We start from the raw sequence: 23,646 nt of genomic DNA, 5'->3' as shown, positions 1-23,646 counted from the left end.
TCCGGAGTCTCGGCACGCGCCCAAACTCCGTGAATCGCAAATTCGACCGCCTCAATGCGGTCAGCCACGGCAAGGGAGAGTACGCGCCACACGGCGCTCTTCGGGTTCGGCGCCGGGCAATGGGATCAAACGATCTATAACCATACGCACCTGTCCCCCCTCGTGGCAAGTCGATCGCATGTGACCCGCCCCTCAACGGCCCGGTGCGGCCTCCTCCCGGCCGCCCGCCACCGGGTCTCGGACCCGGTGGCGAAGAGCCCGGAGACCCTTCGGCGACCGCCCTACGCCACCCCGGCCTGCGGAGACGCCGAGGGGGCCGCCGGATCCCCGGCCGCCTGGGGCTGCGGCTCGGCCCCGGTGGAGGGCGCCGGAGGGCTGGGCTCGGGCTGCGGGTCGGGGCTGGCCGGCGGGCTGGCGGGCGGGTCCACCGGGGTGCCGGGCTCGCCGCCGCCCGAGCCCCCGGCGCCGCCCGCCCCGCCCGCACCACCGGCTCCGCCGGCTCCGCCCGCCCCGCCGGCGCCGCCCGCGCCCCCGGAGTCCCCGCCACCCGGCTGCGGGGGCTGCGGCCCCGGCCCCGTACCGCCCGCGCCCCCGGACGGGCCGCTGGGCGAGGGTCCGCCGCCGGGGCCTCCGGCCGCCGCGCCGGGGCTCGGCGAGGCACCGCCCTTGCCGCCCTTCCCGGCCTCGCCGGGCTTGGCGTCCTTGCCCTCCTCGCCGCCGTCCTCCTTGCCGGCCCGGCCGGCGCCGCGGCCGCGCACGCCCTGTCCGGTGCCCGCGCCCCCGTCCGCGTCGGCGGCCTCCTCGCGGTGGCCGGCGGAGGCGGAGGGACCCGGCTTGGCGGCCTCGTCGGTGACGCTCATGCAGCCCGCGGACGCCGCGATCGCGAGCGCGGTGACGGCCAGTCGGACGGAAGCGGGGATCTGGCGCACGGGCGGCACCTCCGGAAGGGCGTGGGTCCGCGATGAGCGGGTCGATGTGACCAACTCCCCCGACCCCGTGGGGGACACGCGCCCGAGGACACAACCTGTCCGCGAGAAACCCGGACGGCCCCGTCCGCGCGCCCCCGCCCGGCGGCCCGGCCGAGCCCGCTCCCCGGACCCGCGGCGCCCGTCCCGCGCCCGTCCCGCCCCCGGCTCAGCCGCCGAGCAGCGCCTCCGCCACCGTCAGCCCCAGGTGTACGGCGCCCAGCCCGGCCAGCACCGAGGCCGCCACGTTCGCCGCCGCCAGGAACCGCCTGCCGCACTCGGCCAGCCGCAGGGTCTCGTACGAGAAGGTCGAGTACGTGGTGAGCGCCCCGCACAGCCCGGTCCCCAGCAGCGCCTGCCAGCCCGCGGAGTCCTCCCCGGCCAGCACCGCCCCGGTCAGCACCCCGAGCACCAGGCACCCGGCCGCGTTCACCGTGAACGTGCCCCACGGGAACACCGAGTCGTGCCGGAGCTGCACCGCACGGTCCGTCAGATACCGCAGGGGCGCCCCGACCGCCGCGCCCACCGCCACCAGCAGCCAGGTCACCGCGGGACCGCCCCTCCCGGCCCCGCGCCCGGCCCCGCCGGGCCCCGCCCCGCCAGCCGCCGCGTCACCGCGGCCGCCAGCCACACCGCACCCAGCGCCCCGGCCACCGTGAGCCCGGCGTACGCCAGCGCAGTCCCGGCCGCGCCCCGGTCCAGCAGCCGCGAGAACTCCACCGCGTACGTGGAGAAGGTCGTGAACCCGCCGAGCACCCCGGTCCCGAGGAAGGGCCGCACCAGCGGATGCGCCGACCGGCCGCCCTCGCCGATCAGCACCATCAGCACCCCGATCAGGGCGCACCCGGCCACGTTGATCCCGAAGGTCGCCCACGGGAAGGCCCCGGGCGCCGCCGGCCACACCTGCCCGATCCCGTACCGCGCCAGCGCCCCGGCCGCCCCGCCGGCCGCCACCGCGGCCAGCACCCGCCCCTGCGGCTCCGTCCGCTGGGCCGGTACGTGCAGGTCCACGTCCGGGTCGATCGCCTCCGCCCCGGGGACCGGCCGGGTCACCCGTACCCCAGGGCGTGCAGCCGCTCGTCGTCGATCCCGAAGTGGTGGGCGATCTCGTGGACGACGGTCACCTCGGTCTCGGCGACCACGTCCTCGCGGGACTCGCACATCCGCAGGGTGGGGTTGCGGTAGATCGTGATGCGGTCCGGGAGGACCCCGGCGTACCACTCGCCGCGGTCGGTGAGCGGAGTCCCCTCGTACAGCCCGAGCAGCTCCGGATCGTGCGCCGGGGGCTCGTCCTCCACGAACACGGCGACGTTGTCCATCAGGCGCGTCAGCTCCGGCGGGATCCGGTCCAGGGCCTCGGCGACGAGCTCTTCGAACTCCTCACGCGTCATCTCCAGCACGCCGCCATTGTCGCCCCGGAGCAAACCGTTTTGGCGATACCCAGCCTCATCCCATATGCTTCTCACGTCCCCGACGCGCTGGAAAGCGCCCAGGTGGGCCCTTAGCCCTCATCGTCTAGTGGCCCAGGACGCCGCCCTTTCAAGGCGGTAGCACGGGTTCGAATCCCGTTGGGGGCACGCATCACCGTGTGCGAGACTCGTCTCGCACATTGCAAGGTCCTGTGGAGCAGTTGGTTAGCTCGCCACCCTGTCAAGGTGGAGGTCGCGGGTTCAAGTCCCGTCAGGATCGCTGGAGACCGCAAGGTCTCCGTGGCTGGGTAGCTCAGTTGGTACGAGCGATCGCCTGAAAAGCGATAGGTCGCCGGTTCGACCCCGGCCCCAGCCACAACCGGAAGGCCCCGTCCATCGGACGGGGCCTTCCTCGTGCTTCACCCCCGCTCGGCCGCGGCGGCCCGGCGGCGCCACTGGACCAGGCCGGTGCCCAGCGCACCGAGGGCCACCAGCCCGAGCAGCGCCCAGTCCGGCACCCCCTCGGCGAACCCGCTCACCCACTGCTCCACCGCGTACGAGTCGTCCACGTCGAGCAGGCCCGGCAGGGCCGAGGCCCCGTCGTACGCCAGGAACAGGGAGCCCAGGGCGATGAAGAACAGCCCGGACAGCAGCGAGGTCGTGTGCAGTTCGAGCCGGCCCGCGCGCAGGGTCCGGCCGCGCAGCCAGCGCCGCTTCCCCAGCTCGAACCGCTCCCACAGCAGGGCCAGCACGAACAGCGGAACCGCCATGCCCAGGGCGTACACGGCGAGCAGCAGACCGCCGTACACCGGGCTGCCGCTGACCGCGGCCACGGTCAGCACGCTGCCCAGGATCGGTCCCGCGCAGAAGCCCGCCAGCCCGTAGACCGCCCCGAGGGCGTACACGGACAGGGCGGTGGTCGGGCGGATCCGGCCGGACAGCTCGGCCATCCGCCGGGAGGCGAAGCCCAGCCCGAGGATCTGGGCCAGGCCCAGGACGATGATCAGCCAGCCCCCGGCCAGGACGAGCTGCTCGCGGTGGCCGTTGAAGAAGCGGCCCGCGAAGGACCCGGCGGCGCCGAGCGGCACCAGGGTGGTGGCCAGCCCGGCGTAGAAGATCCCGGTCCGGGCGAGCAGCCGGGAGGCCGAGTCGATCGAGTACGCGAAGAAGGCGGGCAGGAGCAGGGCGCTGCACGGGGAGAGCAGCGCGAGCAGGCCGCCGAGGAAGGCGGCCAGGTATCCGATCTCCACTACTTCCTCGCCTCCCCGGCGGCCCGGGCGGCGGCCTCGATGGCCTCGGCGAACGCGGACTCCGGCTGCGCTCCGGCGATGGGCCGCCCGTTGACCAGGAAGGACGGGGTGGAGCTGACCCCGATACGGGCGGCCTCGGCGCTGTCCTCGGCGAGGGCGGCCCGGGCCTCGGCGCTGTCCATGTCGCGGGTGAAGCGTGCCAGGTCCGGCACCCCGGCCTCCTCGGCCAGCTCGGCCAGCCGGCCGGCGCCGAAGCCCTTCTCCTTGGCGCCCTCGGCGTAGGCGGCGGCGTGGAACTGCTCGAAGCGGCCCTGCCGGCCGGCGGCCCAGGCGGCCCGGGCGGCGGCCTCGGACTCCTCGCCGAAGATCGGGGTGTTGCGCCATTCGATGCGCAGGGTCCCGTTCTTCACGTACTTCCCGATCAGGGCGGGCTCGGTGTCCCGGGCGTACTTGCCGCAGTAGCCGCAGCGGTAGTCGGCGTACTCGATCAGCACCACGGGGGCGTCGGTACGGCCCACGGCCATCGGGTCGGAGGCCTGCCGGCGGGCGAGCTTCACCAGCTCGGGGTGGGCGGCGGCCTGCGGGTCGGCGGCCGCGGCGGCGGCCGGGCCGGAACCGGCGGGCTCCTCAGCGGGCGCGGTGGCCTGCCAGGAGACGAGCCCGAGGGCGACGGCGGCGAGCGCGACACCGGCGGAGACGAGCAGCGGCTTGCGCACGGAGGAGGGGGAGGAGGAACGGGAGGAGGACTTGGGAGAAGAGGACATGCGAGTGCTCCGGTGGTACGGGGACGAACAGGGGCCGGCAGGCTGACCGGCCTCCTACACCCGCATCACGGCAAGCTCCACGGGATCCGGCGCGGGCCCGCCGGGCCCCCGCACGGCACACGCTACGGGCCCCTGCCCGGCCCGCCACCGGGCCGCACCGGGCAGCACCCGACCCGGGGGCACGGCCGCCTGCTCCCCGCCGCGCACCGGGACCGCGGGCCCGGGACCGGGTACGGGGTCACCGCCGGGGCGGCATCCGGAACCGCCGGGGGCCGCGCCCGCGGCCGGGACCGCGGCCGGGACCTGGGCGCGGTCGCCCCCGTCCGGGGCCACGCCGGAGGAGGTCAGAGCCGGGGAGGTCGCGGCCGGGGAGGCCGCCGCCGGGGTGGCCGCCGCCGGGCCGGCCACTGCCGCCGGGGCCAGGGCCGGTCCCGCCACGAGCACGGCGAGTGCCGCGAGCAGCGCGAGCACCGCGCCCAGCGCGCCCGCCCGGGCCGTCGCCGGCCGGGGGGGCCGGGCGCGGCAGGGGCGGCGGGACATGCGGAGGGCGGCCTCTCGGTCGGGCGGCGGGTCGGTTCGGGGGAGCTCGTCCGGAAATGGTACGGGGTGGCACCACAAATGCGTTCGCCGCCCGCGGCCTGCGGGTGAGAGCATCGAACTTGTATGTCTACTTCTTTCGCCGCCCTGCAGACCCGGCTCGGTGAGATCTCGCTCCGCGACGCTCACCGGCTCGGCCGTCGTCTCGAAGGCGCCCGCCGCATCCGCAAGCCCGAGGCCCGGCAGGCCGTCCTCGACGAGATCGCCGGGGAAGCCGCCAGGGCGGCCGAGCGGGTGGCCGCGCGCGCCGCGCGCCGGCCCGAGGTCACGTATCCCGAGTCGCTGCCGGTCAGCCAGAAGAAGGACGAGATCGCCGAGGCGATACGCGACCACCAGGTCGTGATCGTCGCCGGCGAGACCGGCTCCGGGAAGACCACCCAGATCCCCAAGATCTGCATGGAACTCGGCCGCGGGGTCCGCGGCATGATCGGCCATACGCAGCCCCGCCGGATCGCCGCCCGCACCGTGGCCGAGCGCATCGCCGAGGAGCTCAAGTCCGAGATCGGCGGCACCGTCGGCTGGAAGGTCCGGTTCACCGACCAGGTGGACCCGGAGGCGACCTTCGTCAAGCTCATGACGGACGGCATCCTGCTCGCCGAGATCCAGACCGACCGCGAGCTGCGCGCCTACGACACGATCATCATCGACGAGGCGCACGAGCGGTCCCTCAACATCGACTTCCTGCTCGGCTACCTGGCCCAGCTGCTGCCGAAGCGCCCCGACCTCAAGGTCGTGATCACCTCGGCGACCATCGACCCGGAGCGCTTCTCCCGGCATTTCGGGGACGCCCCGATCGTCGAGGTCAGCGGCCGGACCTACCCGGTCGAGGTGCGCTACCGGCCCCTCCTCGAAGAGGACGGCGAGGAGGGCGACCGCGACCAGATCACCGCGATCTGCGAAGCCGTGGACGAGCTCCAGGCCGAGGGACCGGGCGACATCCTGGTCTTCCTCTCCGGCGAGCGGGAGATCCGCGACACCGCGGACGCCCTGGTCAAGAAGAAGCTCCGGTTCACCGAGGTGCTCCCGCTCTACGCCCGCCTCTCGCACGCCGAGCAGCACCGCGTCTTCCAGCAGCACACCGGCCGCCGGATCGTCCTGGCGACGAACGTGGCCGAGACCTCGCTGACCGTCCCCGGCATCAAGTACGTGATCGACCCGGGCACCGCCCGGATCTCCCGCTACAGCCACCGGACCAAGGTGCAGCGGCTGCCCATCGAGCGGATCTCGCAGGCCAGCGCCAACCAGCGCAAGGGCCGCTGCGGCCGTACCTCGGACGGCATCTGCATCCGCCTGTACTCCGAGGACGACTTCAACGCCCGCCCGGAGTTCACCGACGCGGAGATCCTGCGGACCAACCTCGCCTCCGTCATCCTCCAGATGACCGCGGCCGGCCTCGGCGAGATCGAGAAGTTCCCCTTCATCGACCCGCCGGACCACCGCAACATCCGCGACGGCGTGCAGCTGCTCCAGGAGCTGGGCGCATTGGACCCGGCGGAGAAGGATCCGAAGAAGCGGCTGACGCCCATGGGCCGCCGGCTCTCCCAGCTGCCCGTGGACCCGCGGCTGGCCCGCATGGTCATCGAGGCCGAGAAGAACAACTGCGTGCGCGAGGTCATGGTCATCGCGGCCGCCCTGTCCATCCAGGACCCGCGCGAGCGGCCCTCGGACAAGCAGACCCAGGCCGACCAGCAGCACGCCCGCTTCAAGGACGAGACCAGCGACTTCCTGGCGTACCTGAACCTGTGGCGGTACGTGCGCGAGCAGCAGAAGGAGCGCGGCTCCTCCTCGTTCCGCCGCATGTGCAAGCAGGAGTACCTGAACTTCCTGCGGATCCGCGAGTGGCAGGACATCTACTCCCAGCTGCGTACGGTCGCCAAGACCATGGGCATCCACCCGAACGAGGCCGACGCCCCCGAGCAGCACGTCCACGTCTCCCTGCTGGCCGGCCTGCTCTCGCACATCGGCCTCAAGGACACCGACAAGAACGAGTACCTCGGTGCCCGGTCCGCGAAGTTCGCGATCTTCCCGGGTTCGGCGCTCTTCAAGAAGCAGCCGAAGTTCGTGATGTCGGCGGAGCTGGTGGAGACCTCGCGGCTGTGGGCCCGGGTCAACGCCAAGGTGGAGCCGGAGTGGGTGGAGCCGCTCGCCCAGCACCTGATCAAGCGCACCTACAGCGAGCCGCACTGGGAGAAGGACCAGGCGGCCGTGATGGCGTACGAGAAGGTCACCCTGTACGGGGTGCCGATCGTCGCCCAGCGCAAGGTCAACTACGGGCGGATCGACCCCGAGGTCTCGCGCGAGCTGTTCATCCGCAACGCGCTGGTCGAGGGCGACTGGCGGACCCACCACAAGTTCTTCGCGGACAACCGCAAGCTGCTCACCGAGGTGGAGGAGCTGGAGAACCGGGCCCGCCGCCGGGACATCGTCGTGGACGACGAGACCCTGTTCGACTTCTACGACCAGCGGGTCCCCGAGCACGTGGTCTCGGGTGCGCACTTCGACTCCTGGTGGAAGCACAAGCGCCGGGAGGAGCCCGAACTCCTCGACTTCGAGCGGGAGATGCTCCTCACGGAGAAGGCCGCCGGGGTCACGAAGGACGACTATCCGGACTCCTGGCGGCAGGGTCCGCTGAAGTTCCGGGTGACCTACCAGTTCGAGCCGGGAGCGGACGCGGACGGCGTGACCGTCCACATCCCGCTCCAGGTGCTGAACCAGGTCACCGACGAGGGCTTCGACTGGCAGATCCCCGGCCTGCGCGAGGAGGTGGTGACCGAGCTGATCCGGTCGCTGCCCAAGCCGATCCGCCGGCACTACGTGCCCGCTCCGAACTACGCGGCCCGCTTCCTGGACTCGGCCGTTCCGCTGCAGGAGCCGCTGGTCGCGACCCTGGCCCGGGAGCTGCACCGGATGGTGGGGGTCCCGGTCGCGGCCGAGGACTTCGACCTGGGCCGGGTTCCCGAGCACCTGAAGATCACCTTCCGGATCGTCGACGAACGCCGCCGGAAGCTCGCCGAGGACAAGGACCTGGAGGCCCTGCGCCTGCGGCTGAAGCCCAAGGCCCGGCAGGCCCTGTCCAAGGCCGCGGCGGCGACCGCCGAGCGGGCGGGCGGCGAGTCCGTGGAGCGCACCGGGCTGACCGACTGGACGATCGGCACCCTCAGCCGGGTCTTCGAGACCCGGCGGGCGGGCCAGCCGGTCAAGGCGTACCCCGCGCTGGTGGACGAGGGGCAGAGCGTCTCCGTACGGCTCTTCGACACGGAGGCCGAGCAGCAGCAGGCGATGTGGCGGGGCACCCGCCGGCTGATCCTGCTGAACATCCCGGTGAACCCGGCGAAGTTCGCCTCGGACAAGCTGAGCAACCAGCAGAAGCTCGCGCTGTCCCGGAACCCGCACGGCTCCGTGCAGGCGCTGTTCGACGACTGCGCCACCGCCGCGACGGACAAGCTGATCGCCGACCACGGCGGACCGGCCTGGGACGAGCAGTCCTTCCGGAAGCTCTACGACGCCGTACGGACCGACCTCGTGGACACGACCGTACGCACGGTCGGCCAGGTGCAGCAGATCCTGGCCGCCTGGCAGGCCTGTGAGCGCCGCCTGAAGGCCACGAACAGCCTGGCCCTCCTGAACAACGTCCAGGACGTCAGGACGCAGCTGGCGGCCCTCGTGCCGGCCGGTTTCGTGACCCTGACGGGCCTGCGGCGGCTGCCGGACCTGATGCGCTACCTGGTGGCGGCGGACCGGCGGCTCCAGCAGATGCCGACCGGCGTCCAGCGCGACACCACGCGCATGGAGAAGGTCCACGAGATGCAGGACGAGTACGCCTGGCTGCTGGAGCAGCTGCCGAAGGGCCGGCCGGTGCCGGAGGCGGTCACGGACATCCGCTGGATGATCGAGGAACTGCGGGTCAGCTACTTCGCGCACGCATTGGGCACCGCGTACCCGGTCTCGGACAAGCGGATCGTGAAGGCCATCGACGCCGTGGTCGGCGCCTGACGGGTCGCTGGTTCGACGCACCCCGCGGGCTGTTGTACAGTTCTCGTCGTAGCCGCGTGTCGGCGACAACAAGGTCCTGTGGAGCAGTTGGTTAGCTCGCCACCCTGTCAAGGTGGAGGTCGCGGGTTCAAGTCCCGTCAGGATCGCCCTTCACTCAGGGCCCGCATCTTTCGAGATGCGGGCCCTGAGGCGTTTCCGGGGTGCGGTGGATGTTTGAGGACCCCGCGAGAACGGAATGATTAATTCCGATTAGCTGACTGGTGAAAGTCCCCCGACCGCATGACCGGACTCTCCTGCGGAGTCCCCTTACGGGTGCAATGCCGGATGTACAAGAGTTATCAGATGTGACGGGTGTCACCGTATGAGTTTTTGGAACCACACCGTTTATCGCACCCCTACAGGGCTTCAATTTAATATGTGCAATGGCACCTCCCCCGCGACCCCTCCCCGGCCGGGGTCCGCGCCCCTCTCCGCAGCCCGGAGACGGCACAAAAAAATCGCGCTGGACCCGGCGGAGTCCAGCGCGATCGACGGTTCGGGCCTGTTGGGGCAGGTCCGGCCGCATGAAGCTAGGTGGGGCCATCGGATTGGGGGACCCGATAAACGCCCGGCAAAACGGGGGTGCTGTGGTGCTGCTGTGCTCAGGCCTCGCTGCGCTGCTGCGGAATTCCCGCAAGCAGGGCGCGGACCTCAGCCTCGCGGTAACGGCGGTGCCCACCCAGCGTGCGGATGGACGTGAGCTTGCCGGCCTTGGCCCAGCGGGTAACCGTCTTCGGGTCCACGCGGAACATGGTGGCAACCTCAGCCGGGGTCAGCAGCGGCTCGGCATCAGGGGTGCGAGCGGTCATGAGCGGCCTCCTCGGGAGAACCGAACCATCTCGGTTCTTTCCTCTAAATTCTGCACCTTGGCCCGCGTTGCCCGAAATGGACATACGCGGGCCGAGTCGGTTATAGGACGAACGGCTTGTCCTCGGCACTACAACTACACCATCCGTCCAGCCTCGTCGGCCAAACCGATGGAATTGCCCTCTGAGGTGTTCATCCGCGACGGAAGCCGATGGACCAGCCCATAACGGACAGTCACCCCACAGTGACGATCAGTCACGCAGCGATCGGGAGCCGCAAAGACCCCCCATAGAGTGCAATACCAAGCATTCCGCCCGAACTTGGGCGGAAGGAACCCTCCCCGGACTCCTTGTCCTATTTTGGCACGAGGGTAGGGGAACGGCGCAAGGGTGTAGTTAGTGCGTTCCGTCACGCTTGGGCCATTGGCCCGGATCGGGACGTAGGTCCCGGCACAAAGGCCCGAGGGTTACCGATGGGCGGAATCATTACATCCGCATCAGTTGGCGAACAGTCTTTCGCGCACCGCGCGCCAGCGCGCCGCCAGGATCTCGTACACCTCGCCGGCCCCCTCGGGGTCCCCCGAGCCCAGCGCCTGGAGCCCGGCCAGCAGCTCCGCCGCCGAGCGGTCCGCCTCCAGTCCCGCCGCCGGCAGCGCGTGCACGAGCCCCCCGTAGTCCAGCTCGACCATCGAGCGCGGATGGAACTCCTCCAGCCAGCTGCCCACTTCGACCAGCCCCGCGGCCAGCGCCGGACTCGTCCCGTGCTCCTCCCCCGACCGCCGCAGCACCCGCAGCGCCCGCGCCAGCCGCCGCCGGGCCTGCACCATCGGCGTCCGGTAGCGCAGCAGCTCCCCCGGAACGTACTCCCGCTCCTCGTCCGCGACCAGGACGAACCAGCGCAGCGGCACCTGCCAGACCCCCGTGCGGATCCACGGCCGGGCGTCCGGGTTCCGCTCCCGCCACCGCTCGTAGTCCGCCTGCGCCTGCTTGCGCACCACCGGGGGCAGCGCCAGGTCCAGCACCGGGGCCGGGAACTCCGCCACCAACTCCCGCAGCGCCAGCCAGCCCCGCAGCCGGGTCCGCCACGGACAGACCAGCAGCACCCCGTCCACGGTGGCCGTGAACGCGTCCCCGCTCTCGTGCACCGGCACCCCCACCGGCGGCACCGGCACCAGGTCCGCCAGCGACCGCCGCAGCTCGTCCTGGTAGCCGGGTGCGCAGCCGCGCCGGGCGTAGTCCGCCCAGTGGGTCCGCTCGGGCTCCGGAAAGGCCGCCAGGGGCTCGTACACCCGCAGGTAGGAGGCGTACGGGACGGTGAGGGAATCGGTCACCCCCACCTCCTCCCCCACGGCCCGCCCGGATACGCGTCCTCCCGGGGAGGGTGATCCTCGGCACCCGGCACCTACGGGGGGTCCGCAGGTCTTACGCTGCTCCCACACGCCCTCCCCACCCGCAGGGGGGCCTCCGCCGCATCACTTATGGGAGTCACCACCGTGACCGAAATGACCGACGGCGTCCTGCACACCCTGTTCCGCTCGGAGCAGGGCGGCCATGAGCAAGTCGTGCTGTGCCAGGACCGCGCCACCGGACTGAAGGCCGTCATCGCCCTCCACTCCACCGCCCTGGGCCCCGCCCTCGGCGGCACCCGGTTCCACGCCTACGCCTCCGACGAGGAGGCCGTCCTCGACGCCCTCAACCTGTCGCGCGGCATGTCGTACAAGAACGCGCTGGCCGGCCTCGACCACGGCGGCGGCAAGGCCGTGATCATCGGCGACCCGGACGTGCTCAAGACCGAGGAACTGCTGCTGGCCTACGGCCGGTTCGTGGAGTCCCTCGGCGGCCGCTACGTCACCGCGTGCGACGTCGGCACGTACGTCGCCGACATGGACGTGGTGGCCCGCGCCACCCGCTGGGCGACCGGCCGCTCCCCCGAGAACGGCGGCGCCGGCGACTCCTCCGTCCTCACCGCGTACGGCGTCTTCCAGGGCATGCGCGCCAGCGCCCAGCACCTGTGGGGCGACCCCACGCTGCGCGGCCGCAAGGTCGGCGTGGTGGGCGTGGGCAAGGTCGGCCACTACCTGGTCGAGCACCTCCTGGAGGACGGGGCCGAGGTCGTCATCACGGACGTCCGCCAGGAGTCCGTGGACCGCATCCTCGCCAAGCACCCGCAGGTCACCGCGGTCGCCGACACCGAGACCCTCATCCGCACCGAGGGGCTCGACATCTACGCCCCCTGCGCGCTGGGCGGCGCCCTCAACGACGACTCGGTCCCGGTGCTCACCGCGAAGATCGTCTGCGGCGCGGCGAACAACCAGCTGGCCCACCCCGGCGTCGAGAAGGACCTCGCGGACCGCGGGATCCTCTACGCCCCGGACTACGTGGTGAACGCGGGCGGTGTCATCCAGGTCGCCGACGAGCTGCACGGCTTCGACTTCGACCGCTGCAAGGTCAAGGCGACGAAGATCTTCGACACCACCCTGGAGATCTTTGCCCGTGCGAAGTCGGACGGCATCCCGCCGGCCGCCGCGGCCGACCGGATCGCCGAGCAGCGGATGGCCGACGCCCGCGCTGCCCGCACGGCGTAGGGGTCGCTCCGGACGGCCCGCCGGGCCCGGCGTGGTGAGACTCACTGCGCTTCGGCGGGTCGTCCGTCAATAAGGAGCTAAAATCGCAGCTGACCAGCGAGTACGGGGCGTCTCGCCGGCACTGCGTCGAGGCACGTCATGCGGGCGGCGTACCGTATGGCCGCCGAAGCAGGTACCGTGGAAGCCCTACGGACCGGTCTCTCTACGGAGAGTCCGTTCCGAATCATGAACGCGTGTCAAGACTCTGGGGCCGTCGAGCCCCGTCACCGAGGGGGTCGAGCCATGGGGCGCGGCCGGGCAAAGGCCAAGCAGACGAAGGTCGCCCGCCAGCTGAAGTACAGCAGCGGCGGGACTGACCTGTCGCGTCTGGCCAACGAGCTGGGCGCATCGACTTCGCAGCCGGTTGTAAACCAGCCGCCGAACGGCGAGCCGTTCGAGGACGAAGACGACGACCCGTATGCCCGCTATGCGGACATGTACAACACGGACGAGGACGAGGACGAGGAGTCCGGTCCCTCCCAGCAGCGCCGCGGCGCTTGACTCCGGCTCGACTTCCGGGCTGACAGCTGAAAACGTCTGAACCCGGTCCAGGGGATTCCCCCCGGACCGGGTTCAGTGCTGCTCGGAAGCCGAAGCCGGCGCATCCGGGAGGAGCGCGGCCGGAACGCGGCCGGAACGACGGAGAGGGGGCGGGCCGCAGCCCTCCCCCTCGTACCGTTGTCCTGCCTTGTCCAGCTGTCTGCGCAGGTCAGACCGCGTACGCGCCGGTGAGGGCGGCGCCCTCGGCGTGCTCGCCGCGGTCGAGGATCTCGCCGGCCACCCAGGCGTCGACCCCGCGGTCGGCCAGCGTGGTCAGGGCCACCTCGACGGACTCCTGCGGTACGACGGCCATCATGCCGACGCCCATGTTCAGGGTCTTCTCCAGCTCCAGCTGCTCCACCCGGCCGGCCTTGCCGACCAGGTCGAACACCGCACCCGGGGTCCAGGTGGAGCGGTCCACCGTGGCGTGCAGGTGGTCCGGGACCACGCGGGCCAGGTTGGCCGCGAGCCCGCCGCCGGTGATGTGCGAGAACGCGTGCACCTCGGTGGTCCGGGTGAGCGCCAGGCAGTCCAGCGAGTAGATCTTGGTGGGCTCCAGGAGCTCCTCGCCGAGGGTGCGGCCGAACTCCGGGACCTCCCGGTCCAGGGACAGCCCGGCCCGGTCGAAGAGCACGTGCCGGACGAGCGAGTACCCGTTCGAGTGAAGTCCGGACGAAGCCATGGCGATGACGGCGTCCCCCGTACGGATGCGATCGGCGCCCAGCAGGCGGTCGTACTCCACGACACCGGTGCCGGCACCGGCCACGTCGAAGTCGTCCGGGCCCAGCAGACCGGGGTGCTCGGCGGTCTCGCCGCCGACCAGCGCCGTGCCGGCCAGTACGCAGCCCTCGGCAATGCCCTTGACGATCTGCGCGACGCGCTCGGGGTGGACCTTGCCCACGCAGATGTAGTCGGTCATGAACAGCGGCTCGGCACCGCAGACGACGATGTCGTCCATGACCATCGCGACCAGGTCGTGGCCGATCGTGTCGTACACGCCCATCTGGCGGGCGATGTCGACCTTCGTGCCGACGCCGTCGGTCGCCGAGGCGAGCAGCGGGCGCTCGTAGCGCTTGAGGGCGGAGGCGTCGAAGAGGCCGGCGAAACCGCCGAGGCCGCCGAGGACCTCGGGGCGCTGCGTCTTCTTCACCCACTCCTTCATCAGCTCGACGGCGCGGTCTCCCGCTTCGATGTCGACGCCCGCAGACGCGTAGGAGGCACCGGTGGACTCAGCAGACATGGTGAGAGCTTTCGTGTCGTCCTGCGTTGTGCGGGTGTTACGGGCGGCGGAGCGCGTCGGCGGCGTCGGCGCCGCCCAGCAGCTCGGTCTCCAGCAGCTGCTTGCCCAGGAGCTCCGGGTCGGGCAGCTCCATCGGGTACTCGCCGTCGAAGCAGGCCCGGCAGAGGTTGGGCTTGTCGATCGTCGTCGCCTCGATCATGGAATCGAGGGAGATGTACGCGAGGGAGTCCGCGCCCAGCGACTTGCCGATCTCGTCCACGGACATGCCGTTGGCGATCAGCTCGGCGCGGGTCGCGAAGTCGATGCCGAAGAAGCACGGCCACTTGACGGGCGGGGAGGAGATCCGGATGTGGACCTCGGCGGCGCCCGCCTCGCGGAGCATCCGGACCAGGGCGCGCTGGGTGTTGCCGCGGACGATCGAGTCGTCGACGACCACCAGGCGCTTGCCGCGGATGACTTCCTTGAGCGGGTTGAGCTTCAGGCGGATGCCGAGCTGGCGGATCGTCTGCGAGGGCTGGATGAAGGTCCGGCCCACGTAGGCGTTCTTGACCAGGCCGGAGCCGTACGGGATGCCGCTCGCCTCGGCGTAGCCGACGGCCGCGGGGGTCCCGGATTCCGGGGTCGCTATGACCAGATCGGCGTCCACCGGGGCTTCCTTGGCCAGCCTGCGGCCCATCTCGACGCGCGAGAGGTACACGTTGCGGCCGGCGATGTCGGTGTCCGGGCGCGCCAGGTAGACGTACTCGAAAACACAGCCCTTGGGCTTTGCTTCGGCGAATCGCGAGGTGCGCAGGCCGTTCTCGTCGATCGCGATGAGCTCGCCGGGCTCGACCTCGCGGACGAAGCTGGCGCCCACGATGTCGAGGGCGGCGGTCTCGCTCGCGACCACCCAGCCGCGCTCCAGGCGGCCGAGGACCAGCGGGCGGATGCCCTGCGGATCACGGGCGGTGTAGAGCGTCCCCTCGTCCATGAAGACGAGCGAGAAGGCGCCCTTGACCTTCGGGAGGACCGCGCGGGCCGACTCCTCGATCGTCAGCGGCTTGCCGTCCTCATCGGTCTGGCCGGCCAGCAGGGCCGTGACCAGATCGGTGTCGTTGGTGGCCGCCACCTGGGTGGCACGGCCGTCCTGCCGGGGCAGGTCGGCGACCATCTCGGCGAGTTCGGCGGTGTTCACCAGGTTGCCGTTGTGACCCAGGGCGAGGGAGCCGTGGGCCGTGGCACGGAAGGTGGGCTGCGCGTTCTCCCACACCGAGGCGCCGGTGGTCGAGTAACGGGCGTGACCGACCGCAATGTGGCCCTGGAGGGAGCCGAGGGAGGTTTCGTCGAAGACCTGGGACACAAGTCCCATGTCCTTGAAAACGAGGATCTGGGAACCGTTGCTCACAGCGATACCCGCGGACTCTTGTCCACGGTGCTGCAGCGCATACAGTCCGAAGTAGGTGAGCTTGGCGACCTCTTCACCCGGAGCCCAGACACCGAAGACGCCGCAAGCGTCCTGGGGGCCCTTCTCGCCGGGGAGCAGGTCGTGGTTGAGTCGTCCATCACCACGAGGCACGTCTTGAAGTGTAGGCGAGTTCGACCGCTGGTCCGAATTGGGGAACCCCGGGAAATGTCACAGCACAGAGGGTGACCGGACGGCTCCGTCTCGGTATGCGATCTGTTTGTTGACACCTACAAGGGGAGTCGGACAGGCTCTCGCCTCATGCAGCCACTCGGTGACATCCGCGTCACCCTCGTCGAGCGCCGCCACGTAGACCTGGTCCGTGTCGCGAGCGCCATCTGTCGACGTTCCGCGTAGTTCCGCGCCGCACAACTCTTTCCCTTTTCCGCTTTCTTGATCGGCTCTGTCCTGCCCTGCCGCGCCGCGCGCCGTCCCGCGCCGCCCCGCCGGGCCGGGCCGCTCCGCCCTGCCCTGGAGTCCTTGTGTCTTCGTCCAAGAGCCCGCTGTCCCGCCGTGCCTTCGCCGGGGCCGTCGGAGCCACCGCCGCGACCGCCGCAGCGGGCCTTCCGGCACCCTCCGCAACCGCCGCCGAGGCCCTCCGGGGGCCCTCCGCAGCCCCCTTTGAGCGACCGTTTCAGGCCACCCCGGGACGCCCCTCGAAGCGGCCCAACATCCTGTTCGTCCTCGGCGACGACCTCGGCTGGGCGGACCTCTCCTCGTACGGCTCCCCCCACATCCGCACCCCCCACCTGGACCGGCTGGCCCGCCAGGGAGTGCGCTTCACCGACGCCTACTCCGGCTCCGCCACCTGCTCGCCGACCCGCTTCAGCCTCTACACCGGGCGCTACCCCGGCCGTACGAAGGGCGGCCTGGCCGAGCCCATCGCCGACAAGTCCGTGGGCCTGGAGCCCACCCATCCCACCCTCGCCTCGCTGCTGCGGGACGCCGGCTACGCCACCGCGCTGATCGGCAAGTGGCACTGCGGCCACCTGCCCGACTACAGCCCCACCAAGTCCGGCTGGGACGAGTTCTTCGGCAACTTCGGCGGGGCCCTGGAGTACTACTCCAAGCTGGGCCTGGGCGGTGAGTACGACCTCTACGAGGGCGACGCCGAGTACAAGGACCTGCGCTACTACACCCGGATCCTCACCGAGCGGGCCGTGGACCACGTCTCCCGCGAGCACCACGGCAGGCCCTGGCTGCTGAACCTCAACTTCACCACCCCGCACTGGCCGTGGATCGCCGACGGGGACACCGAGCAGAGCGCCGAGATCGTCCGGCGGATCAAGGCGGGCGACCGGCGGGCCCTGTGGCACGAGGACGGCGGCTCGATCGCCAAGTACAAGGAGATGGTCGAGGACCTCGACCGCTCGGTCGGCGAGGTCCTGGAGGCCCTGCGGCGCTCCGGGCAGGAGCGCGACACCCTGGTCTTCTTCGGCAGCGACAACGGCGGCGAGCGCTTCTCGTACAACTGGCCGCTGAGCGGCAACAAGGGCTCCCTCCAGGAGGGCGGCATCCGGGTGCCCACGATCGTCCGCTGGCCGGCCCGGCTCGGCGGCGGCCAGGTCAGCGAGGTGCCCGTGTACACCCCCGACTGGACGGCCACCCTGCTGGAGATCGCCGGGGCCCGCCCCGACCGGGCCCACCCGCTGGACGGCACCAGCCTCGCCGGATACCTGCTGCGCGGCGAGGAACTCCCGGAGCGGGACCTGTTCTGGCGGGTCCGCGGCGAGCGCGCGCTGCGCCGCGGGGAGTGGAAGTACTACCGCGGCAAGAGCGGCCGCGACCAGCTGTTCCACCTGGCCGCGGACGTCCGCGAGCAGGCCGACCGGGCCGCCGCGGAACCGCGGCGGCTGGCCGAGCTGCGGGCGTCGTGGGAGCGGACCGACGCGGGACTGCTGCCGTACCCGTCCTGAGGGCCGGCTACTGCTGGGCGGCCTTGGCACCCAGGGTCTTGCCGCCGTCCGCGGTCAGGAGCAGCGCACTGCCGTCGATCGTGTACTTCAGCGGGCCGGAGCCGAGCAGCTCGGTCATGGCCTTCTCGGCCTCGCCCTCGGCGCCCTTGCAGGCCTTCCGCGAGGCGGCGATCGGACCGAAGGTGACCGTGTCACCGGCGATCTTCGCCGTGCTGCGGAAGTTGTTGCAGCCCAGGTTGCCGGTGACCGCACCGTCCGCGGCCACGGTGAAGTACGACTTCCCCTCCGGCACCGAGGAGACCGTGTCCAGCGGGGAGCTGCCCGCGGCGAGGGCGTTCACGGTCCACTTGGTGCCGGTGAAGGAGGCGGCCTTCGGCGGGGCCACGGCCTTGGAGGTGAAGGTGATGACGTCCCCCTTGGCATTGGTCAGGGTGAGGCGCTCGCCCTCGGTCCTGACCTTGAGCTCGCCCTTGAGGGTGTCGGCGTACACGGTCTCGAAGGCCATGGCGTCGCAGGCCATGGCGGTGGTCGCACCGGGCTTGACGGTCAGCGTGTCGCCGGACAGCGTCACGTCGGCGGTGAAGGAGTTGCAGCCGTAGTTGCCGCTGGCCTCCTTGCCCTCGACGAGCAGGTCGGCGCCGGCGGGCGCGGCGGTCTTCTTCCCGCCGGCCGTCACGCTCTCGACGTTCCATTTGACTCCGGTCAGGGCCTCCTTGGGGGCCGTGCCGGCACCGGCGCCGGCGTCCGAACCAGTGCTGCTTCCGCAGCCGGTGAGGGCGAGGGCGGCGACGAGGGCCGCGGGGGCAAGTCGGAGGATTCGCATGCCGCTGTGACGTGCCGGACCCGCAGCCGGTTCCGTACCGGAGGGGGCGGATTCCGCAACGGGTCCGGCGGGGCGCCCCCGGCTCAGCTCATCACCGGCAGTACGGCCGACAGATCGGCCCGCTCCCCGCTCGCGGAGACCCTCGCCGCCCCGACCTCCGCCGCCCAGCCCGACCGGCCGGTGGCCAGCCGTACCCAGGTCAGCGGGTCGGTCTCCACCACGTTCGGCGGGGTGCCGCGGGTGTGCCGGGGCCCCGCCACGCACTGGACCACCGCGAAGGGCGGGATGCGGACCTCCACCGAGCCGCCCGGGGCCTTGACCGACAGGGCGTCGGCGAGCAGGCGGGTGCAGGCGGCCAGTGCCTGCCGGTCGAAGGGGACCTCCAGGCCCGCGGCCCGGTTCAGGTCGTCGGTGTGGACGACCAGCTCCACGGTGCGCGTGACCATGAACTCGTCCAGGGTCATCGCCCCGATCCGCAGGCCCAGCGGCCGGCTGCCGGGCTGCTCCGCCAGGGTGGCGGCCAGCCGCGCGGCGGACCGCTCGTACTGCACCTCCAGCGGGGCGTCGGTGGAGAACTCCCGGGCCGCCGCGGAGATCCCGCGGGCCAGGGCGGCGGTCGCGAAGGGCCACTGCACCGCCGTGACCTCGGCCTTCGCGGGCGCCGGCCGCTCGGCGGCGTCCGCGAGCGAGTCGATCACCCAGGCGATGTGCGCGGCCAGGTCCCGTACGGTCCACTCGCCGAGGTGGGTGGGGAGCGCGAGCTGCTCGGCGGTCAGCCCGCGGACGGCCGCGGCGACGTGCCCGAACTGGGCGGACACCGCCGCCCGGATCTTCGCGGGGTCGTAGCTGCGGGTCTTGGGCTTCCTGGCGGTCGGCATGCCGCCGAGCGTAGTCCGCGCCCGGCCGCAGCCGGCGGCAGGCCCGCCAACGACGGTGCCCCGCCCTCCCGTTGGGGAGGACGGGGCACCGTGGGACCCGCGGTCGGGAAACCGCTACGCGAGCAGCCCCGGGATGGTGGCCTCGTGCACCTCGCGGAGCTCGGCCAGCGGGAGGGTGAACTCGCCCTGGACCTCGATCGCGTCGCCGTCCACCACGCCGATGCGGGTGGCCGGGAGACCCCGGGCGCCGCACATGTCGGTGAAGCGGAGCTCCTCGCTGCGCGGCACGGACACGATGGCCCGGCCCGCCGACTCGGAGAACAGGAAGGTGAAGGCGTCCAGGCCCTCGGGCACGATCACCCGCGCGCCGTTCCCGCCCTTGAGGCAGGACTCGGCGAGCGCCTGGACCACGCCGCCGTCCGAGACGTCGTGCGCGGCGTCGACCATGCCGTCGCGGGAGGCCGAGATCAGGATCTCGGCGAGCAGCTTCTCGCGGCCCAGGTCCACCTTCGGGGGCAGGCCGCCGAGGTGGTCGTGGACGACCTGGGACCAGGCCGAGCCGCCGAACTCCTCGCGGGTGTCGCCCAGCAGGTAGAGCAGCTGGCCCTCCTCCGCGAACGCCATCGGCGTGCGGCGGTTGACGTCGTCGATCACACCGAGGACCGCCACGACCGGGGTCGGGTGGATCGCGGTGTCGCCCGTCTGGTTGTAGAGGGAGACGTTGCCGCCGGTGACCGGGGTGCCCAGCTCCAGGCAGCCGTCCGCCAGACCGCGGCAGGCCTCGGCGAACTGCCACATGACGGCCGGGTCCTCGGGCGAGCCGAAGTTCAGGCAGTCCGAGATGGCCAGCGGCTTGGCACCGGTCGCGGCGACGTTGCGGTACGCCTCGGCCAGCGCGAGCTGCGCGCCGGTGTACGGGTCGAGCTTGGCGTACCGGCCGTTGCCGTCGGTCGCCATGGCCACGCCGAGGTTGGTCTCCTCGTCGATGCGGACCATGCCCGCGTCCTCGGGCTGCGCGAGGACGGTGTTGCCCTGCACGAAGCGGTCGTACTGGTCGGTGACCCACGACTTCGAGGCCTGGTTCGGGGAGCCGACCAGCGCGAGGACCTGCTTGCGGAGCTCCTCGGAGCTCTGCGGGCGGGGCAGCTTGTTCGCATCGTCCGCCTGCAGGGCGTCCTGCCAGGAGGGGCGCTCGAACGGCCGGTTGTAGACCGGGCCCTCGTGGGCGACGGTGCCCGGCGGGACGTCCACGATCTGCTCGCCGTGCCAGAAGATCTCCAGGCGCTCGCCCTCGGTCACCTCACCGATGACGGTGGCGATGACGTCCCACTTCTCGCAGATCTCCAGGAAGCGCTCTACGTGCTGCGGCTCGACGATCGCGCACATGCGCTCCTGCGACTCGCTCATGAGGATTTCCTCGGGCGAGAGGGTCGCGTCGCGCAGCGGGACGCTGTCGAGGTCCACGCGCATGCCGCCGGATCCGGCGGAGGCCAGCTCGGAGGTGGCGCAGGAGAGCCCGGCGCCGCCGAGGTCCTGGATGCCCGCGACCAGCTTCTCCTTGAAGATCTCCAGGGTGCACTCGATGAGGAGCTTCTCCTGGAACGGGTCGCCGACCTGGACGGCGGGGCGCTTCTTGGGCTTGCCCGTGCCGTCGGCACTGTCGGACGCAGCGTCGAAGGTCTCGGACGCGAGGACCGAGACGCCGCCGATGCCGTCGCCGCCGGTGCGGGCGCCGTAGAGGATGACCTTGTTGCCGGGGCCGGAGGCCTTGGCCAGGTGGATGTCCTCGTGCTTCATCACGCCGATGCAGCCGGCGTTGACCAGCGGGTTGCCCTGGTAGCACGCGTCGAAGACGACCTCGCCGCCGATGTTCGGCAGGCCGAGGCAGTTGCCGTAGCCGCCGATGCCGGCGACGACGCCGGGCAGGACGCGCTTGGTGTCGGGGTGGTCGGCCGCACCGAAGCGCAGCGGGTCCACCACGGCCACCGGGCGGGCGCCCATGGCGAGGATGTCGCGGACGATGCCGCCGACGCCGGTCGCCGCGCCCTGGTAGGGCTCGATGTACGACGGGTGGTTGTGGGACTCCACCTTGAAGGTGACCGCGTAGCCCTGGCCGACGTCGACGACGCCGGCGTTCTCGCCGATGCCGACGAGCATGGCGTCGTTCTGCGGGGCCTTCTCGCCGAACTGCCTCAGGTGGACCTTGCTGCTCTTGTACGAGCAGTGCTCGGACCACATGACGGAGTACATGGCGAGCTCGGCACCGGTGGGGCGGCGGCCGAGGATCTCGCGGATCCGGTCGTACTCGTCCTCCTTGAGGCCGAGTTCCTTCCAGGGCTGGGAGGCGTCCGGGGTCTCCGCTGCGTGCTTGACGGTGTCGAGGGTCATGCGCTTACCAGCTTCTTCAGGACCGAGGTGAAGAACGGCAGGCCGTCGGTGCGGCCCGTCCCGATCAGCGGCTCGACCGCGTGCTCGGGGTGCGGCATGAGACCGACGACGTTGCCCGCCTCGTTCGTGATGCCGGCGATGTCGCGGAGCGAACCGTTCGGGTTGAAGTCCATGTACCGGAACGCGACCCGGCCCTCGGCCTCCAGCTCGTCGAGCGTGCGCTCGTCGGCGACGTAGCGGCCGTCCATGTTCTTGAGCGGGACCGAGATCTCCTGGCCCTGCTCGTAGTCGCCGGTCCAGGCGGTGCCCGCGTTCTCGACGCGGAGCTTCTGGTCCCGGCAGATGAAGTGCAGGTGGTTGTTGCGCAGCATCGCGCCCGGCAGCAGGTGGGCCTCGGTGAGGACCTGGAAGCCGTTGCAGATGCCCAGGACGGGCATGCCCGCCTTCGCCTGCTCGATGATCGACTCCATGACGGGCGAGAAGCGCGAGATGGCGCCCGCGCGCAGGTAGTCGCCGTAGGAGAAGCCGCCCGCGAGGACGACCGCGTCGACCTGGTGCAGGTCCTTGTCGCGGTGCCACAGCGAGACCGGCTCGGCGCCCGCGAGGCGGACGGCACGGAGCGAGTCGCGGTCGTCGAGCGTTCCGGGGAACGTGACGACTCCGATGCGAGTGGTCACCGTCAGGCCTCGACCTTCACGGTGAAGTCTTCGATGACGGTGTTGGCGAGGAACGTCTCGGCCATCTTGTGGATGCGGTCGAGGGCGGCCTGGTCGACCGGCCCTTCGACTTCGAGCTCGAAACGCTTGCCCTGACGGACGTCCGCGATCCCCTCGAAGCCCAGGCGCGGCAGTGCACGCTGCACCGCCTGGCCCTGGGGGTCGAGGATTTCGGGCTTGAGCATGACGTCGACTACGACGCGTGCCACTGGCACTCCCGGTGTGGTGGTTGGTGCGAAGGCGGTTCCCTCAGCGTACCCGCCCGAAATTTCTACGCGGGTAGACGATCTGTACGTTCACACAAGGCCCCACATTCGCCTTCACCAACACTCCGCAAAATCAACAGGAAAGCGGCACGGCCGGGATTGCGGTGGGACACGCTGACGGGATTAATTGGGCTTCACAATGCCTCGGTATTCGAGGTACAAAGGAATCCGCAAGGATTACGACACAAAGACGCATTGTTCCGAAACAGCCATACAGTCGACATCGCCGCACGTCAGAAGCGGACGGCAGAGGTCGCACGAAGGGACCGATATCCGTGGCGCAGCGCGTAGTGGTCACAATCTCCGACGACATCGACGGCGGGGAAGCAGCGGAAACGGTGGTCTTCGGGCTCGACGGTAAGTCGTACGAGATCGACCTGAATCTCGCCAACGCAAAGAAGCTCCGCAAGAGCCTGGAGCCTTACGTCACGGCCGGCCGCCGGCAGGCGCGCTCCGGCAAGACCTACAAGCACACCTCCCTCGCACCGGACCCGGCCGTGGTCCGCGCCTGGGCCCGGTCGAACAGCCTCGACGTCCCCCCGCGGGGCCGCATCCCCAAGAAGGTCTACGAGGCCTACAACGAAGCCCACTGAGGGCGGATTTGCCAACCACCCCACCCGATCCGCTAGTGTGTGGATCACGCCGAGGGGCGAGGCCGCAGGTCAGAACCCCGAAGGTCGTGCGGGTGTAGTTCAGTAGCAGAACATCCCCCTTCCAGGGGGAAGGCGCAGTGTGCGATTCCTGTCACCCGCTCTGCATCGCTTTACCGACCACTCCGGTGGATCAGGTAGAGTGGTGCTCGCACCGCCCGGTGAAAGCCGGTCGGCAGCATGCGGACGTGGCTCAGTTGGTAGAGCATCACCTTGCCAAGGTGAGGGTCGCGAGTTCGAATCTCGTCGTCCGCTCAGAGAGAAGGCCCCAGTCGGAAGACTGGGGCCTTCTGCGTGTGTGAGCGCACCCACACGCCATCCCGCCGAAAGGTGTGTCACGG

22 protein-coding genes and 6 tRNA genes are annotated in these 23,646 nt (G+C 71.2%); 12 read left to right on the top strand and 16 right to left on the bottom strand.

Going from position 1 to position 23,646, the window contains the following annotated elements:
* Nucleotides 1–281: 281 nt before the first annotated feature.
* The 4 genes from ACZ407_RS32930 to ACZ407_RS32915 all read right to left on the bottom strand — a co-directional run bounded on the left by ACZ407_RS32930 (nt 282) and on the right by ACZ407_RS32915 (nt 2,365).
* Nucleotides 282–929, bottom strand: a complete 648-nt coding sequence (locus ACZ407_RS32930; RefSeq protein ID WP_468134823.1) for a hypothetical protein — start codon at nt 927–929, stop codon at nt 282–284.
* A gap of 205 nt (nt 930–1,134) precedes the next feature.
* On the bottom strand, nt 1,135–1,512 hold the full coding sequence (crcB, locus tag ACZ407_RS32925; RefSeq protein WP_468134821.1) for a fluoride efflux transporter CrcB: 378 nt from the start codon (nt 1,510–1,512) through the stop codon (nt 1,135–1,137).
* Entirely contained in the window at nt 1,509–2,018 is a 510-nt protein-coding gene (locus ACZ407_RS32920; protein ID WP_468134819.1) for a fluoride efflux transporter FluC, read from the bottom strand. Before ACZ407_RS32920 ends, crcB begins: the two co-directional genes overlap by 4 nt.
* Nucleotides 2,015–2,365: a metallopeptidase family protein gene (locus ACZ407_RS32915; RefSeq protein WP_468134817.1), complete on the bottom strand. Its 351-nt coding sequence runs from the start codon at nt 2,363–2,365 to the stop codon at nt 2,015–2,017. The genes ACZ407_RS32920 and ACZ407_RS32915 overlap by 4 nt, the downstream gene beginning before the upstream one ends.
* Before the next feature lie 104 nt (nt 2,366–2,469).
* Between ACZ407_RS32915 and ACZ407_RS32910 the strand changes: the two genes are divergently transcribed.
* The 3 genes from ACZ407_RS32910 (at nt 2,470) to ACZ407_RS32900 (ending at nt 2,750) form a co-directional block, all read left to right on the top strand.
* A tRNA-Glu gene (locus tag ACZ407_RS32910) sits at nt 2,470–2,542 on the top strand.
* A gap of 38 nt (nt 2,543–2,580) precedes the next feature.
* Nucleotides 2,581–2,654 (top strand) — tRNA-Asp (locus ACZ407_RS32905).
* A 22-nt stretch (nt 2,655–2,676) separates the two neighbouring features.
* Nucleotides 2,677–2,750 (top strand) — tRNA-Phe (locus ACZ407_RS32900).
* A gap of 43 nt (nt 2,751–2,793) precedes the next feature.
* Here the strand turns inward: ACZ407_RS32900 and ACZ407_RS32895 are convergent.
* The 3 genes from ACZ407_RS32895 to ACZ407_RS32885 are packed head-to-tail and all read right to left on the bottom strand — an operon-like array spanning nt 2,794 to nt 4,928.
* Nucleotides 2,794–3,624 (bottom strand): cytochrome c biogenesis CcdA family protein, encoded by an 831-nt coding sequence (locus tag ACZ407_RS32895; protein ID WP_468134815.1) that lies wholly within the window; start codon nt 3,622–3,624, stop codon nt 2,794–2,796.
* Nucleotides 3,624–4,388, bottom strand: coding sequence for a DsbA family protein (locus tag ACZ407_RS32890; protein ID WP_468134813.1), 765 nt, complete (start codon nt 4,386–4,388; stop codon nt 3,624–3,626). The genes ACZ407_RS32895 and ACZ407_RS32890 overlap by 1 nt, the downstream gene beginning before the upstream one ends.
* A gap of 54 nt (nt 4,389–4,442) precedes the next feature.
* Nucleotides 4,443–4,928: a hypothetical protein gene (locus ACZ407_RS32885; RefSeq protein ID WP_468134811.1), complete on the bottom strand. Its 486-nt coding sequence runs from the start codon at nt 4,926–4,928 to the stop codon at nt 4,443–4,445.
* A gap of 123 nt (nt 4,929–5,051) precedes the next feature.
* Here ACZ407_RS32885 and hrpA point away from each other — a divergent pair, with 123 nt between their 5' ends.
* Together hrpA and ACZ407_RS32875 are read left to right on the top strand one after the other, a co-directional pair.
* On the top strand, nt 5,052–8,978 hold the full coding sequence (hrpA, locus tag ACZ407_RS32880; RefSeq protein ID WP_468134809.1) for an ATP-dependent RNA helicase HrpA: 3,927 nt from the start codon (nt 5,052–5,054) through the stop codon (nt 8,976–8,978).
* Nucleotides 8,979–9,050: 72 nt separating this feature from the next.
* A tRNA-Asp gene (locus tag ACZ407_RS32875) sits at nt 9,051–9,124 on the top strand.
* 495 nt (nt 9,125–9,619) lie between these two features.
* On the opposite strand, the gene bldC is transcribed toward ACZ407_RS32875, so the two are convergent.
* Both bldC and ACZ407_RS32865 read right to left on the bottom strand, forming a co-directional pair.
* On the bottom strand, nt 9,620–9,826 hold the full coding sequence (gene bldC, locus ACZ407_RS32870) for a developmental transcriptional regulator BldC (RefSeq protein ID WP_003949541.1): 207 nt from the start codon (nt 9,824–9,826) through the stop codon (nt 9,620–9,622).
* A gap of 494 nt (nt 9,827–10,320) precedes the next feature.
* Nucleotides 10,321–11,160: a DUF8083 family protein gene (locus ACZ407_RS32865; RefSeq protein WP_468134859.1), complete on the bottom strand. Its 840-nt coding sequence runs from the start codon at nt 11,158–11,160 to the stop codon at nt 10,321–10,323.
* A gap of 141 nt (nt 11,161–11,301) precedes the next feature.
* Here ACZ407_RS32865 and ACZ407_RS32860 point away from each other — a divergent pair, with 141 nt between their 5' ends.
* Both ACZ407_RS32860 and ACZ407_RS32855 read left to right on the top strand, forming a co-directional pair.
* Nucleotides 11,302–12,408: a Leu/Phe/Val dehydrogenase gene (locus ACZ407_RS32860; protein ID WP_468134807.1), complete on the top strand. Its 1,107-nt coding sequence runs from the start codon at nt 11,302–11,304 to the stop codon at nt 12,406–12,408.
* Between the two features lie 282 nt (nt 12,409–12,690).
* Entirely contained in the window at nt 12,691–12,948 is a 258-nt protein-coding gene (locus tag ACZ407_RS32855; RefSeq protein ID WP_468134805.1) for a DUF3073 domain-containing protein, read from the top strand.
* A 208-nt stretch (nt 12,949–13,156) separates the two neighbouring features.
* On the opposite strand, the gene purM is transcribed toward ACZ407_RS32855, so the two are convergent.
* Together purM and purF are read right to left on the bottom strand one after the other, a co-directional pair.
* A complete protein-coding gene (gene purM, locus ACZ407_RS32850; protein ID WP_468134803.1) occupies nt 13,157–14,227 on the bottom strand; it encodes a phosphoribosylformylglycinamidine cyclo-ligase in 1,071 nt (356 codons plus the stop codon).
* A 37-nt stretch (nt 14,228–14,264) separates the two neighbouring features.
* Nucleotides 14,265–15,782 carry an amidophosphoribosyltransferase gene (gene purF / locus ACZ407_RS32845; RefSeq protein WP_468134801.1) on the bottom strand — a complete coding sequence of 506 codons (1,518 nt, stop codon included), beginning with the start codon at nt 15,780–15,782 and terminating at the stop codon, nt 14,265–14,267.
* Nucleotides 15,783–15,929: 147 nt separating this feature from the next.
* Between purF and ACZ407_RS32840 the strand changes: the two genes are divergently transcribed.
* Both ACZ407_RS32840 and ACZ407_RS32835 read left to right on the top strand, forming a co-directional pair.
* Nucleotides 15,930–16,025, top strand: a complete 96-nt coding sequence (locus ACZ407_RS32840; RefSeq protein WP_468134799.1) for a putative leader peptide — start codon at nt 15,930–15,932, stop codon at nt 16,023–16,025.
* A 125-nt stretch (nt 16,026–16,150) separates the two neighbouring features.
* On the top strand, nt 16,151–17,584 hold the full coding sequence (locus tag ACZ407_RS32835; RefSeq protein WP_468134797.1) for a sulfatase-like hydrolase/transferase: 1,434 nt from the start codon (nt 16,151–16,153) through the stop codon (nt 17,582–17,584).
* A 7-nt stretch (nt 17,585–17,591) separates the two neighbouring features.
* Here ACZ407_RS32835 and ACZ407_RS32830 read toward each other — a convergent pair whose 3' ends face one another.
* From ACZ407_RS32830 to purS, 5 genes are all read right to left on the bottom strand, one after another.
* Entirely contained in the window at nt 17,592–18,407 is an 816-nt protein-coding gene (locus ACZ407_RS32830) for an META domain-containing protein (RefSeq protein ID WP_468134795.1), read from the bottom strand.
* A gap of 83 nt (nt 18,408–18,490) precedes the next feature.
* Entirely contained in the window at nt 18,491–19,285 is a 795-nt protein-coding gene (locus tag ACZ407_RS32825) for a maleylpyruvate isomerase family mycothiol-dependent enzyme (RefSeq protein WP_468134793.1), read from the bottom strand.
* A gap of 114 nt (nt 19,286–19,399) precedes the next feature.
* The gene (gene purL / locus ACZ407_RS32820; RefSeq protein WP_468134791.1) at nt 19,400–21,673 is read right to left on the bottom strand and encodes a phosphoribosylformylglycinamidine synthase subunit PurL; all 2,274 of its coding nucleotides are present in this window, start codon (nt 21,671–21,673) and stop codon (nt 19,400–19,402) included.
* Nucleotides 21,670–22,350, bottom strand: a complete 681-nt coding sequence (gene purQ / locus ACZ407_RS32815; protein ID WP_468134789.1) for a phosphoribosylformylglycinamidine synthase subunit PurQ — start codon at nt 22,348–22,350, stop codon at nt 21,670–21,672. Before purQ ends, purL begins: the two co-directional genes overlap by 4 nt.
* Nucleotides 22,351–22,352: 2 nt before the next feature.
* Nucleotides 22,353–22,604, bottom strand: coding sequence for a phosphoribosylformylglycinamidine synthase subunit PurS (purS, locus tag ACZ407_RS32810; RefSeq protein ID WP_008740952.1), 252 nt, complete (start codon nt 22,602–22,604; stop codon nt 22,353–22,355).
* Nucleotides 22,605–22,930: 326 nt separating this feature from the next.
* Here purS and ACZ407_RS32805 point away from each other — a divergent pair, with 326 nt between their 5' ends.
* The 3 genes from ACZ407_RS32805 to ACZ407_RS32795 all read left to right on the top strand — a co-directional run bounded on the left by ACZ407_RS32805 (nt 22,931) and on the right by ACZ407_RS32795 (nt 23,560).
* Nucleotides 22,931–23,248 (top strand): histone-like nucleoid-structuring protein Lsr2, encoded by a 318-nt coding sequence (locus ACZ407_RS32805; protein ID WP_468134787.1) that lies wholly within the window; start codon nt 22,931–22,933, stop codon nt 23,246–23,248.
* Nucleotides 23,249–23,336: 88 nt separating this feature from the next.
* Nucleotides 23,337–23,408, top strand: a tRNA-Gly gene (locus tag ACZ407_RS32800).
* A gap of 79 nt (nt 23,409–23,487) precedes the next feature.
* A tRNA-Gly gene (locus ACZ407_RS32795) sits at nt 23,488–23,560 on the top strand.
* Nucleotides 23,561–23,646 lie beyond the last annotated feature (86 nt).

This window comes from Streptomyces sp. NPDC030809 (assembly GCF_055572195.1).
Note: the sequence above shows the minus strand (reverse complement) of the source record. Positions and strands in the feature narration are given on the sequence as shown.

Coding starts and splice junctions, on each gene's coding strand:
- ACZ407_RS32890 (WP_468134813.1), bottom strand. CDS start 4,388: ATGTCCTCTTCTCCCAAGTCCTCCTCCCGTTCCTCCTCCCCCTCCTCC.
- ACZ407_RS32885 (WP_468134811.1), bottom strand. CDS start 4,928: ATGTCCCGCCGCCCCTGCCGCGCCCGGCCCCCCCGGCCGGCGACGGCC.
- hrpA (WP_468134809.1), top strand. CDS start 5,052: ATGTCTACTTCTTTCGCCGCCCTGCAGACCCGGCTCGGTGAGATCTCG.
- bldC (WP_003949541.1), bottom strand. CDS start 9,826: ATGACCGCTCGCACCCCTGATGCCGAGCCGCTGCTGACCCCGGCTGAG.
- ACZ407_RS32860 (WP_468134807.1), top strand. CDS start 11,302: ATGGGAGTCACCACCGTGACCGAAATGACCGACGGCGTCCTGCACACC.
- ACZ407_RS32855 (WP_468134805.1), top strand. CDS start 12,691: ATGGGGCGCGGCCGGGCAAAGGCCAAGCAGACGAAGGTCGCCCGCCAG.
- purM (WP_468134803.1), bottom strand. CDS start 14,227: ATGTCTGCTGAGTCCACCGGTGCCTCCTACGCGTCTGCGGGCGTCGAC.
- ACZ407_RS32840 (WP_468134799.1), top strand. CDS start 15,930: ATGCAGCCACTCGGTGACATCCGCGTCACCCTCGTCGAGCGCCGCCAC.
- ACZ407_RS32830 (WP_468134795.1), bottom strand. CDS start 18,407: ATGCGAATCCTCCGACTTGCCCCCGCGGCCCTCGTCGCCGCCCTCGCC.
- ACZ407_RS32825 (WP_468134793.1), bottom strand. CDS start 19,285: ATGCCGACCGCCAGGAAGCCCAAGACCCGCAGCTACGACCCCGCGAAG.
- purL (WP_468134791.1), bottom strand. CDS start 21,673: ATGACCCTCGACACCGTCAAGCACGCAGCGGAGACCCCGGACGCCTCC.